The organism is Lysobacter sp. Root604, from assembly GCF_001427505.1.
GTDB lineage: Bacteria > Pseudomonadota > Gammaproteobacteria > Xanthomonadales > Xanthomonadaceae > Lysobacter.
The window spans coordinates 78,869-91,138 of sequence record NZ_LMGS01000010.1 but is presented as its reverse complement, the minus strand read 5'-3'; the positions used below and the strand labels follow the sequence as shown (position 1 = coordinate 91,138).

At 68.6% G+C, this 12,270-nt stretch carries 7 protein-coding genes; 2 read left to right on the top strand and 5 right to left on the bottom strand.

What is annotated here, in order from left to right:
• Positions 1-4: 4 nt before the first annotated feature.
• The 5 genes from ASD69_RS15525 to ASD69_RS15505 are packed head-to-tail and all read right to left on the bottom strand — an operon-like array spanning position 5 to position 5,747.
• On the bottom strand, positions 5-913 hold the full coding sequence (locus ASD69_RS15525; RefSeq protein ID WP_056180218.1) for an aminotransferase class IV: 909 nt from the start codon (positions 911-913) through the stop codon (positions 5-7).
• A 47-nt stretch (positions 914-960) separates the two neighbouring features.
• Complete coding sequence (locus ASD69_RS15520; RefSeq protein ID WP_056180214.1) at positions 961-1,197, bottom strand: ACT domain-containing protein; 237 nt, start codon at positions 1,195-1,197, stop codon at positions 961-963.
• Positions 1,181-2,929 (bottom strand): acetolactate synthase 2 catalytic subunit, encoded by a 1,749-nt coding sequence (gene ilvG, locus ASD69_RS15515; RefSeq protein WP_056180211.1) that lies wholly within the window; start codon positions 2,927-2,929, stop codon positions 1,181-1,183. Before ilvG ends, ASD69_RS15520 begins: the two co-directional genes overlap by 17 nt.
• Positions 2,929-3,960, bottom strand: a complete 1,032-nt coding sequence (gene ilvC, locus ASD69_RS15510) for a ketol-acid reductoisomerase (protein WP_056180206.1) — start codon at positions 3,958-3,960, stop codon at positions 2,929-2,931. Before ilvC ends, ilvG begins: the two co-directional genes overlap by 1 nt.
• 53 nt (positions 3,961-4,013) lie before the next feature.
• Positions 4,014-5,747 (bottom strand): dihydroxy-acid dehydratase, encoded by a 1,734-nt coding sequence (locus ASD69_RS15505; protein ID WP_056180202.1) that lies wholly within the window; start codon positions 5,745-5,747, stop codon positions 4,014-4,016.
• Between the two features lie 733 nt (positions 5,748-6,480).
• Here ASD69_RS15505 and ASD69_RS15500 point away from each other — a divergent pair.
• Positions 6,481-8,595, top strand: coding sequence for a S8 family peptidase (locus ASD69_RS15500; protein WP_056180197.1), 2,115 nt, complete (start codon positions 6,481-6,483; stop codon positions 8,593-8,595).
• 804 nt (positions 8,596-9,399) lie between these two features.
• Entirely contained in the window at positions 9,400-12,258 is a 2,859-nt protein-coding gene (locus tag ASD69_RS15495) for a DUF11 domain-containing protein (RefSeq protein WP_056180194.1), read from the top strand.
• Positions 12,259-12,270 lie beyond the last annotated feature (12 nt).

Genomic DNA, 12,270 nt, shown 5'->3' with positions numbered 1-12,270 from the left:
GCGCTCAGACCGGCGTCAGCCACGCGCGGTAGCGCGGGTCTTCGCCGCGCACCACGCGCGCGTACTGCGCCGACAGCTCGCGGGTGACCGGGTTGTCGCCGAACTCGCGACGGTCCAGCACCGCGATCGGGGTGGCCTCGGCGGCGGTGCCGCAGACGAACACCTCGTCGGCGTCCAGCAGTTCGTGCAAGGTGACTTCGCGCGATTGCGCACCGGACAGCGCGATCATGGTGTCGCGGGTGATGCCCGGCAGCGCGTCGCGGTGCTCGACCGAGGTGATCGCGCCGTTCTTGACCATGAACACGTTGGCGCCGGTGCACTCGACCACATAGCCCTTGTCGTCGGTGAACAGCGCTTCGTCGAAGCCGCGTTGCTTGGCTTCGCGCTTGGCCAGAATCGAATTGACGTAGGCGCCGCTGAGCTTCAGCGCCGGCAGCGAGGTCGCCGGGTTACGCTTCCAGGGCGAGACCGTCAGGCGCGTGCGCGCGCCGCCCAGGTGCACCACCTTGGCCATGGTCGCGATCATCAGGTGCTGGCTCAGCGGGTCCACGTCCAGACCGATGGTGCCGGTGCCCATCCAGGTCAGCGGGCGGATGTAGGCGTCGCGATGACCATTCGCGCGCAGGGTCTGCACGGTCGCGGCGCTGGCGCGTTCGACGTCGAAATCGATGCCGAACAGCTCGGCGCCCTTGCGCATGCGCTGCATATGCTCGGGCAGGCGGAACACCGCCGCGCCGCCGTCGGCGGTGGCGTAGCTGCGGATGCCTTCGAACACCGCGGTGCCGTAATGCATGGCGTGGGTGGTCAGCGGCGCTTCCGGGGCATCGGCGGCGACGAATTCGCCGTCGAACCAGATCAGCGGCGTTTGCGTGTCCAGGCGCAGCGAGATGCTCGCCGGAGCGGTGGAGAGCATTGGAGAGTCCGCACATGGATGTGCGGGTTTTTGCGAGGGATTCGCACTCAAGTACATGGAGACACCTCGACGGCAAGACAGTCGTAGAGCTTGGCGAGTTGGCTCTGCAGGGCGGTGTCGGCGCGTTCGCCTTCCACCGTCATGCGCAGGTGCCAGCGATCGCCGTCGGGTTGCGCTTCGCCGTCCACCGACAGGGGACGGAAACCGCGCCGTTCGGCGGCGCCCAATACGCGAGCCAGCGCGCCCTCGGCCTGGCGCAGGGTCAGTTCAAGCTGGTATCGCATGGGCATCCTCCTTGTCGGTGGCGGGGGTGGGAGAGGCGGCCGCCGCGATCGCGTCGGCCTCGGGGTCCAGCATTTCGGCATTGCTGCGGTTGGGCGGCACCAGCGGCCAGACGTTGGCTTCCTGATCGATCGCCACATGCAGCAGCGCCGGGCCCTCGCAGGCCAGCATCGCGGCCAGCGCGTCCTCGACCGCATCGGCGCGTTCGACATGGAACGAGGCCACGCCGAAGGCCGCGGCGATCGCGCAGAAGTCCGGGTTGTCGGACAGGTCGATCTCGGAATAGCGGCGTTCGAAGAACAGCTCCTGCCATTGCCGCACCATGCCCAGGGCCTGGTTGTCGAGCAGCACGATCTTCACCGGCAGGCGATAGCGCGCGACGGTGGCCAGCTCCTGCACGTTCATCAGGAACGAGCCGTCGCCGCTCACGCAGATCACGCGCGCCGACGGATCCTGCATCTGCGCGCCGATCGCGGCCGGCAGGCCGAAGCCCATCGCGCCCAGTGCGCCGCTGGTCAGGTGCTTGCGCGGATCGTCGAAGCGCCAGTGCTGGGCCACCCACATCTGGTGCTGGCCGACGTCGCAGGTCACCACCGCGTCGGGGGCCAGGTCGGACAGGCGCCGCAGCAGCGCCGGTGCGTACACGGTCTCGCCGGGCGCGTCGTAGCGCGGGGCGCAATCGCGTTTGCGTTGCAGGCAGGTGTCGCGCCAGGCGCGCCGTGCGCCGCCGTTGCGGCCCTGGGTCTGGGCGGTGCAGGCCGGCGTCAGCGCTTCCAGCGAACGGCGCAGATCGCCGTTGACCGCGGCATCGGCGTGGCGCAGCTTGCCGATCTCGGCCGGGTCCAGGTCCAGATGGACCACACGCGCGTTCGGCGCGAACTCGGCCAGTTTGCCGGTGGCGCGATCGTCGAAGCGCGCGCCGACCACGATCAGCAGATCGCATTCCTGCACCGACAGATTGGCGGCGCGGTTGCCGTGCATGCCCAGCATGCCCAGGTTCAACAGGTGCTCCGCCGGCAGCGCGCCCAGTCCCTTCAGCGTCAGCACGGCCGGGATCTGGCTGCCTTCGACGAAGTCGCGGAACGCGCGCACCGCGTCGCCCAGGGCGATGCCGCCGCCGCCGTAGACCAGCGGCTTGCGCGCATGCGCGATCAGCGCCGCGGCCTCGTGATAGGTCGCGTCCGGTGCGCTCGGCAGCGCATCGGTGGGCAGCGGCACGTGCGCGGACAGATGCGCGGCGTCGGCGTTCTGCACGTCCTTGGGCAGGTCGATCAGCACCGGGCCCGGTCGCCCGGAGCGCGCCAGGCGGAAGGCTTCGCCGACCATGCGCGGCAGATCGTCGACGCTGCGCACCAGGAAGCTGTGCTTGACGATGGGCAGGGTCATGCCGAACACGTCCAGTTCCTGAAATGCGTCGGTGCCCATCAGGGACGTCGCGACCTGGCCGGTGATCGCGACCATCGGCACCGAGTCCAGCATCGCGTCGGCGATGCCGGTGACCAGGTTGGACGCGCCGGGACCGGAGGTCGCCACGCATACGCCGACTCGCCCGCTGGCACGGGCATAGCCGTTGGCAGCGAAAGCGGCGCCTTGCTCGTGGCGGACCAGCACATGCTTGAGGTCCGACCCGTGCAGGGCGTCGTAGAAAGGCATGATGGTGCCGCCCGGATAACCGAACAGCGTGTCCACGCCTTCTGCGGCCAGCGCTTGCGCCAGCCAGCGGGCACCGTTCATCACGCAGCCTCTTCCTGTCGTTCACCGCGCGTGGCGGCGGGGGCGGGGGCGGCCGGCTGCGCTTTCGGCGCGGTGTCCAGCCACTTCATGTTGGCGCGCAGCTTCTTGCCGACCGCTTCGATCGGGTGATCCAGATCGGCCTGCTTGAGCGCCTTGTAGTTGGCGTTGCCGGAGGCGTACTCGGCGATCCATTGGCGGGCGAAGGTGCCGTCCTGGATTTCCTTGAGCACGCGGCGCATCTGCGCTCGGGTGTCCTCGTCGACCACGTAGGGCCCGCGGGTGAGCGCACCGTACTGCGCGGTTTCGCTGATGAACTCGTGCATGCGGGTCACGCCGCCTTCGTAGAACAGATCGACGATCAGCTTCAGCTCGTGCAGGCATTCGTAGTAGGCGACTTCCGGCTGGTAGCCCGCCTCGACCAGGGTTTCCCAGCCGGCCTGGACCAGCTTGGTCGCGCCGCCGCAGAGCACGGCCTGCTCGCCGAACAGATCGGTCTCGGTCTCTTCCTTGAACGTGGTCTTGATCGCGTTCTGGCGCGCGCCGCCGATGCCGGCGCAGTAGGTCAGCGCGAACTCCTCGGCGCGGCCGCTGGTGTCCTGATGCACGGCGTAGACGCTGGGCACGCCGCGGCCGATTTCGTATTCGCGACGCACCAGCGCGCCCGGGCCCTTGGGCGCCACGAGTACGACGTCGAGGTCCGCGCGCGGCGCGATCTGGGCGTAGTGGACATTGAAGCCGTGCGCGAACAGCAGGCAGGCGCCCTGGGCGATGTTGGGTTCGATCACGTCGCGATAGAGCTGGGCCTGGACCATGTCCGGCGTGAGCACGGCGACCAGCTCGGCGCCGGCCACCGCCTCGGCGGGCGACTTGACGGTGAAGCCGTCGGCCTTGGCCTTGAGCTCGGTCGGGCCGCCCGGGCGCAGACCGACGGTGACGTCGAAGCCGGAGTCGCGCAGGTTGAGCGCGTGGGCGCGGCCCTGGCTGCCGTAGCCGACGATGGCGATCTTGGGGCGGAAGGTCGTAGCGGTCATGTCTGTGATCTCTGAGCGAGGAGTGAGCGGAGGGGAGTGAGGAGCGAGTGGGGTCAAGCGGTTTCGGTGCTGGCGTGTTCGACCAGAGCGGCTGGGATCGTTCGCGGCGGCGGCGACTGCAGCGGACCGGGCGCGGTGACCGCGCCTTGCGAGGCCGAGCCGACCAGCAGCGCGTACTTGGCGAGCACGCCGGTGGTCACGCGCGGGGCGATGCGCGCGGGCTCGCGTGCGGTCAAATCGGCGGCGACGTTCAAGCGGCGCGTGCGCACGTCGATGCTCACGCGGTCGCCTTCGCGCAGACGCGCGATCGGGCCGCCGTGCGCGGCTTCCGGCGAGATGTGTCCGACCATGAAGCCGTGGGTGGCGCCGCTGAAGCGGCCGTCGGTGATCAGGGCGACGTCGTTGCTCAGGCCCTGTCCGACCAGGGCCGCGGTCACCGCCAGCATTTCGCGCATGCCGGGGCCGCCGGCCGGGCCTTCGAAGCGGATCACCACCACGTCGCCGGCCTGGATGCGACGCGACTGCACGGCAGCGAACGCATCCTCTTCCGAGTCGAACACTCGCGCCGGGCCTTCGAAATGCTCGCGGCCGTGACCGGCCAGCTTGAGGATGCAGCCTTCCGGCGCTAGGTCGCCGTACAGCACCGAGTAGCCGCCGCGCGGCTTGATCGGGTCGGACACCGGGCGCACCACGTCCTGCTGGTCGGCCATGCAGGCGTCGGCCAGCTCCTGGAAAAAGGAACGGCCGGTGACCGTCGGAATATCCTCGATCAAGCCGGCCGCTTTGAGTTCGCGCGCCACCAGTGCCGCTCCGCCGAATTCGTACATCTCCGCGGCGGTGTAGCGGCCGCCCGGTTTCAGGTCGGCGATCACCGGCGTATGCGCGGCGGCTTCGAATTCCTCCAGGTCGAAGGGCACGCCGGCTTCGTGCGCGATCGCCAGCAGGTGCAGCGCGGCATTGGTGGAGCCGGCGGTGGCCGAGACCGCGCGCGCGGCATTGCGCAGCGCGGAGGGAGAGAGGAGCGCGCGCGGCCTCGGTCCGCCCTTACGCAGTTGCTGCATGACCAACTCGCCGCAGCTGCGCGCGGCCTCGGCCTTGTCGGCATGTATCGCCGGAATGTCGTTCAAGCCCAGCGGCGACAGGCCCAGGAAGGTCAGCACCATGGCCATGGTGTTGGCGGTGAACTGGCCGCCGCAGGCGCCGGCGCCCGGGCAGGCGTGCGACTCGATGCGGTGCAGTTCGGCGTCGTCGATGCGGCCGGCCGAATGCGCGCCGACGGCTTCGAACACGTCCTGCACGGTCAGCGGCTTGTCGTCGGCCGCGCCCCGCTTGGACGGGCAGTGGCCCGGCATGATGGTGCCGCCATAGAGGATCACGGTCGGGATATCCAGGCGCGCCGCCGCCATCGCCGCGGCCGGAATGGTCTTGTCGCAGCCCACCAGCAGCACCATCGCGTCCAGGCAATGCCCGGACACCGCCAGTTCGATCGAGTCGGCGATGGTTTCGCGCGAGGCCAGCGAGGCGCGCATGCCGTCGGTGCCCATGGCGATGCCGTCGGTGACGGCGATGGTGTTGAACTCGATCGGCGTGCCGCCGTTGTCGACCACGCCGCGGCGCACGTGCTGGGCCAGATCGCGCAGGGTGATGTTGCAAGGCGAAACGTCGGACCAGGTGTGGACCACGGCGACCAGCGGTCTGGCGATGGCCGCGTCGTCGAGACCGGTCGCGCGCAGCATCGCGCGTGCGGGGGCTCGGGCCGGGCCTTGCTTGATGGCGTTGCTTCTCACGGAAAAACGTTCCTGCAGTCGTGGTCGACAAGGAACCCGAGGCCTCAGAAACGAAAAACCCCGCGCCTTTTGGGCGCGGGGTTCAGGTTCTTTCGACCTTGGGTTGTGTGGTTTTGCTACACGAACCCGACTCCCGCGCTGGTAAGCGAGGTAATAAGTACGAGGACGAGAATAATCGTGGCGATCGCGGGTGCGAGACGCAGCGAAACGCGCGCGGCGTCGTTCGAGGCCGTGGCGGCCTTGAGCGAAGTCGTCTGCGAGTGGTTGTTGCGCTGCGTCATGAGGACGAGAAAAGCATGTCGATTCGCACCTTGTCAACCGTTTTTTAGGTTTCATGCGAAACCGTCATAAGGCGCTCGAGGCCGGGCGCTGCGATTCAGGCGGGGCCCCTGATCGGATCTGAGATGGCCGTCGCACTCGACGCTACGCCGTGGCCGGCGGCGGCCTGAATCCACGTCTGCATCGGCGCACCATCCTTAGGTCCGCATCGGGTCCGATGCGGACTGCGCCTGCAGGGACGCTGGGCAAGGTGCCTGTCGTGCGCACGACCGATACGCATCTCGCGCCGCGCCGCGCTGTCCAGGGAGGACACAGCATGAATCCGAATTCCATCCATCCATCCATCGCCCGCCGGTGCAGGAAGCGCCTCGGCTTGGGATGGCGAGCTAGCGTTTTACTCGTCGCGCTGGCGGCGGCGGGCACGGCCAGTGCGCAAGAGACTTTCAGGAAGGCGATGACCTGGACGGTGCTCGCGCAGAACGGTGGCCAGGTGCGCGTGGGCGCGGACGCCTTGTCGAACGCGTACGCGGGCGACACTCAGATCGATACCGAGTTGCCGATACTGTGCGCTTACATCGATGGTCGCGGCTCGTTCAACGCAACGGCCTACGACTACCGGCAAGCGCAGATGGTGAGCGAGCCGGGCGACCCCGGTGCGCCCGGCACGCCCATCTACGAACTTCCGCTGCCCCCTGACGATCCCCCGCCCGGCAACGCATACAGCTTTTCCGAAGGTTGGTTGCAAGGCGAGGTGCGTCTGACGCCGTCCATCCACGGCGTGGCGCTGATATCGCGAGAGCGCGGCGACGAAATCTGCGCCGATACCTTCGATCCCGGTTGGCGGATGGCCGAATTCCACGACGGCCGCTATGGCCCTTACTTCGAGTACCGCGGCGGTTGGACCTATTGGGCCGACGGCAATTTGCCCGCCGGCGCGCGCTTTTGGACCGCGATCGACGATCAGCCGGCCAACCCGTGGAACTCGGCCGGCGAGATCCCGGCCGTGCAGGTGCCCAAGTTCATGCCGTCCGAGGCGCCGGTGCCGGACCAGTACGTGGTGATGTTCAGCGAGGAGACGCCCGAGGCCGATGTCGAGCCGCTCTCGCAGGCGCTGCTCAGCAGCTACGGCGGCACGGTCATCAACGTGTTCCCGTCGGTACAGGGGTTCTCGTTCACCGGCAGTCAGTCCCAGGCCCTGGCGATGAGCGCCGATAGCCGCGTGGAGTCGGTCGAACAGGACACCTACGGCGAGCCGGCCGAGTATTGGCATCGCGATCGCATCGACCAGCGTTACCGTCCTTACAACAACAGCTACCTGCCCGGTAACGACGGCTCGGGGGTGAACATCTACGTGCTCGACACCGGCTTCCGTCGCTCGCACGAGCAGTTCGGCGGACGCGCCAGCCAGCAGGCCGACTTCATCCGCTTCCTGGGTTCGCGCGACGATTGCAACGGCCACGGTACCTCGGTCGCCAGCGCCGCCGGCGGCAGCACCGTGGGCGTGGCGCCGGGCGCCAATCTGATCTCGATACGCATCGCCGGCTGCGGCGGCACCGCCTACAACCCGCTGACGTCGCTCACCACCTCGACCATCGTCGCCGGCCTGGACTGGGTCGCGCGGCATCATGTCAAGCCGGCGGTGGCCAATGTCAGTTACGGCTCGTCGCCCGGTTTCTGGCGGCGCTGGTTCAACTGGCGGACGCCGCAGGACCGCGCGGTGCGACGCGCCGTACAGGCGGGCGTGACCGTGGTGGTGTCGGCCGGCAACGAAAACAAGAACGCCAACCGCTCCACGCCCGCGCGTGCGCCCGAAGCGATTTCGGTCAGCTCCACCGATTACAGCGATATGCGCGCGAGCTTCGGCAACTACGGCAAGGTGGATATGTTCGCTCCGGGCGTAAGCCTGCTGCTGGCCGATCTGGGCAGCGACAACGGCTACCGATACGGCAGCGGCACGTCCTACTCCGCCCCCATGGTCGCCGGCGCGGCCGCGCTCTATCTGCACGATCACCCCTGGGCCAGTCCGGCCGAGGTCCGCAACGCGCTGCAGAACTCGGCGACCCCGGGCGTTGTCGGCAACCCGGGGCCGGGTTCGGCGAACCGCCTGCTGTTCGTCGGATCGGCCGGCGGCAGCGCCACGCATGCCGGTCTCACCTGGAGCGTGGGTACGCAAAGCGGCAATCTGAATCACATCGGCGTGCATCCCAACAGCAATCCCTACGATGGCGACACGCCGGCCTCGGCGACGCTGCCGCTGCTGTGCATCGCCGTCGACGGCAGCGCGATGCCGGGCGGCTTGTCGCTGAGCTACTCCAGCGGCTGGGCACGCGGAAGAATCGCCGCGACGCCGCCGGTCTCCGGAACCCAGCTCAGCAGCCGCGCGACGGCCAATGCCATGTGCGCATCCGCGTTCGGTGCCGGATGGCGGATGGCGGAGTTCCACGATGGCCGCTACGGCCCCGGTCTGGCCTATCCCACCGGCTGGTCGTTCTGGGCTTACGGCACGCTGCCCGTGGGCACCCGCGTCTGGATCGCGATCGACGACCAGCGCGCCAATCCCTGGGACTGACGGATTCGGGGCGCCGCCGCGCGCGGCGCTCCCGAATCGATGCGGCATGACCGCATCGCCGGCGATGGACGCCATTTACGGGCGTCCGTCGCCGATGCCGGGCGTCGCGGCGGCCGCACAGGGCCGCGACGCCCCCGGACGGGTTTGCCGGCGACAAGGCGGCACCGGTCAAGGCGTCTTGAAGTCATGGATGCAGTAGAGCGGCAGGCCTGACCCTGCCTGCCGATGCAGGCGGCAGCGAGCTGCGGCGGATCGGCGACCGCGTAGATCCCGCCCTCCGATCCCAGACTGAGGTTGTCCGACCCGGCCAAGAATCCGGGTCGATCCCGCGCTCGCCTCGGCACCGCGCCAGCCACCGAATATCCGCCCTGCGAGCGCATGAATTGCGTATTCATTGCGGGCGCATCGGCGTCTGCATCTGATTGATTAAGCGCGTTTTTAGTGCATTTCATGCGGGTCGTTAGTGCACAAGACCTGCCCCCATCCAAGCGCTCCCCTGGTCTTCTGTGACTGGGTTGTAATTTTTCTGTGACTAACAATTAGTTTCCTATAGGATATTTATCGTCCTGTTGAGGTGCGCCGGGCCGGGCTGCGGGAATGGGCTCCGCGCACGCCGCGCCGCGGGTGCCGTCGGTGAGGTTTCGAGCGCGCACAGGACAAGGGGAAATCCGGTCGGGGACCTGCGGCGGCATGCGCACGGAAGGGTCCGCAGCCGGTTCGTGCGAAACGAAGGGGCGATCGAATCGAGGCCTGCGGCGCTGCCTGGCGCTTCGCGCCGATGCGCAGGAAGGGGATAGGCGTCTGATGGAGCGAGTGCAGCAGTGGTTGGGCGGCCTGTTGGTGTTGGCGTGCCTGGCTTGGGTATCGAACGTCGGCGCGCAAACGACGGTGCGCTATCAGCAGGTGCTGAAGGGCGGCGCCGCGATGATCGGCAACGCGCACTACCTGCGCTCGTCCGACTTCGGCAATCCGATCGTGGTCAACGACGTCGATGGCGACGCGAGCACCGCGATCTCGTCCTCGGCGGATCTGATCCTGCCGTCCGGCTCGACCATCATGTACGCCTATCTGACCGTGCAGACGGGCTATCAGACCAGTCAGGGCATCGGGCCGATGACCAGCGTCAAGTTCCGCGTGCCCGGCGGCAGCTATACCACCCTGACCAGCGCCTCGGCGCAATTCCTGCAGGCGCGCACCACCACCGAAGCGGCCAGCGGCGGCACCCGCTTCTATCGCCAGATCATGTTCAACGTGACCAGCCTGATGCCGGCCAACGGCTACGTCAGCAATGCCGGCGGCAGTCCGCTGGCGCGCTACTTCGTCGCCGACCCGGCGCCGGGCTTCACCGCGGCCGGCACCGGCGACGCCGCGCGCAGCCGCCTCGGCGGCTGGTCGCTGATCGTGGTCTACCGCCACGCCAACGCGCTGCCGCGCTCGATCACGGTCGCAGACAACTGGCAGTTCTTCGGCTCCGGCGCCTTGTCGATCGATACCGACGTGCCGAACGTGCAGTTGCCCAATGGCGGCACGGTCACCGCCACCGTCGGCGTGGCCGCCACCTACGGCGATCCGTCGGGGACCACGGGCGGCTTCACCTGCGGCAACTGCGACGACTTCCTGTCGTTCGGCATCGCCGGCGGCACGCTCACCGATCTGAGCGACCCGGTGCGCAACGTCACCAGCGATGCGCTCAACTCCACCATCGGCTGGGCCGCGGGCAACGACGTCAGCACCGACGGCGGCCCGGCGATCTCGGGCAGCTATGCCGCGCGCAACCCGGCCACGGGCTTCACGCCCTCCACCTACACCACCGTCGGCACCTGGGGATCGGCGGACTACGACTCCGACATCTTCAACGCCAGCGGCCTGCTGCCCGCCGACGGCTCCATCCGCACCCTGCGCTTCCGGCAGCGCAGCCTCGGCAACGATTGGCTGGTCAGCGGCTCCTACTTCGTGTCGGTGGAAACCGGCACCGCCGCGCTGCGCAAGTCGCTGACGCCGGCCGCGATCGTCGATGGTGGCGTCGGCACCTACACCTTCACCTTGGACAACACCTCGCCGACCTCGGTGAACCTGACCGGGGTCGGGTTCACCGACAACCTGCCCAGCAGCCTGCGCGTGGCCAACCCGGCGGCGATCGCCAACACCTGCGGCGGCACGGTGACGGCCGCGTCCGGCGCGACCGCGATCGTGGCCAGCGGCATCACCTTGAACGCGGGCGTTTCCTGCACGATCAGCGTCAACGTCACCAACGTGCCGGGGCAGACCAATACCAGTTGCGCGGCCAACCCCGCCGCCTTCACCAACAGCACGATCAACATCACCGGCACCACCAGCGCGCTGTTTCCGGACTTCAATCCGGTCTGCCTGGTGGTGCAGCCGGCGGCGACGATCGTCGTCGTCAAGGACGCGGTGCCCAACGACGCCCAGGACTTCGCGTTCACCGCGACCGGCACCGGTTTGAGCGCCTTCAGCCTGGACGACGACGGCGACGCCACGCTGTCGAACACGCGCAACTTCACCGGCCTGGCCGCCGGCAGCTATACGATCACCGAAACCGCGGTAGCCGGTTGGGCGCTGACTGGCCTGGTCTGCAGCGATCCCACCGGCAACAGCAGCGGCAACACCGGCACCCGCGTCGCGACCATCGATGTCGCCGCCGGCGAGACCGTGACCTGCACCTATACCAACACCAAGCGGGCGCAGTTCCGACTGGCCAAGACCTGGGACGTGAACAGCGCGGTCGGCGACGTGGCTACGATCGCCGCGACCACGGGTCTGGCCAACAACACCGCCGCCTTCAATTCGCCGGCCACCGCCGCCATGCAGGGCGCGGCCGTCGGGGTGCTGGTCGGCGAGACCGCGAGCCTGCCGGCCGAAACCATGACCCCGGCCGGCGCGCTGGCCAATTACCTCACCTCGCTGACCTGCGACAACGGCGTGGTGCCATCGGGGGCGAACGGCCAGGCCGCCAATACGGTGCAGATCCCGGGCAATCTCGCGGTCGATACCCTGATCACCTGCACCTACACCAACACACGCAGGACGACGACGCTGCAGCTGCGCAAGCAATGGTCGGGCGCGGCGGTGGGCGACGACGCCACCGTAACGCTGACCCGCGCCGGTGCCGGCATCGACAGCCTGGCGTCGGATGCGGGCAGCGCCGGCGAGCTCGATAGCGATGCCACACCGACGACGGTGTTCGCCGGCGAGACGGTGGTCGTCGCCGAAAGCCTGGCTGGCGCCAATGCCGGCGCCTACAACGGCAGCCTGGCCTGCACCGGAAGCGCGGACGCCAATCCGAACGACGGCATCACCGTGGCTGCGGCCGACACGGCGATCGTCTGCACCTACACCAATACGCGCAGATCGGCGGACCTCTCGGTCGCGAAGACCAATGGTGCCAGCCTGCTCACGGCCGGCAGCACGACCACCTATACCGTGACCGTTCGCAATCAGGGGCCGGATGCCGCGCACGGTGCGGTGGTGCGCGATACGCCGGGCGCGCAATTGAGCGGATGCACGGTGATCGCTTGCGCGCCGATCGGCGCCGCGGCCTGTCCTGCCACGCCCGCGAATCTGCTCGCCGTCGGAGGCGCCGCAGTGCCGACCCTGCCGAATGCCAGCGGCGTGGTCTTCACTTTGCAGTGCACGGTGCTGTGAGCGCCTGAGCCT

What these genes read in the sequence shown, in the direction of transcription:
- ASD69_RS15525 (WP_056180218.1), bottom strand. Translation starts at nt 913, where the DNA reads ATGCTCTCCACCGCTCCGGCGAGCATCTCGCTGCGCCTGGACACGCAA.
- ASD69_RS15520 (WP_056180214.1), bottom strand. Translation starts at nt 1,197, where the DNA reads ATGCGATACCAGCTTGAACTGACCCTGCGCCAGGCCGAGGGCGCGCTG.
- ilvG (WP_056180211.1), bottom strand. Translation starts at nt 2,929, where the DNA reads ATGAACGGTGCCCGCTGGCTGGCGCAAGCGCTGGCCGCAGAAGGCGTG.
- ilvC (WP_056180206.1), bottom strand. Translation starts at nt 3,960, where the DNA reads ATGACCGCTACGACCTTCCGCCCCAAGATCGCCATCGTCGGCTACGGC.
- ASD69_RS15500 (WP_056180197.1), top strand. Translation starts at nt 6,481, where the DNA reads ATGACCTGGACGGTGCTCGCGCAGAACGGTGGCCAGGTGCGCGTGGGC.
- ASD69_RS15495 (WP_056180194.1), top strand. Translation starts at nt 9,400, where the DNA reads ATGGAGCGAGTGCAGCAGTGGTTGGGCGGCCTGTTGGTGTTGGCGTGC.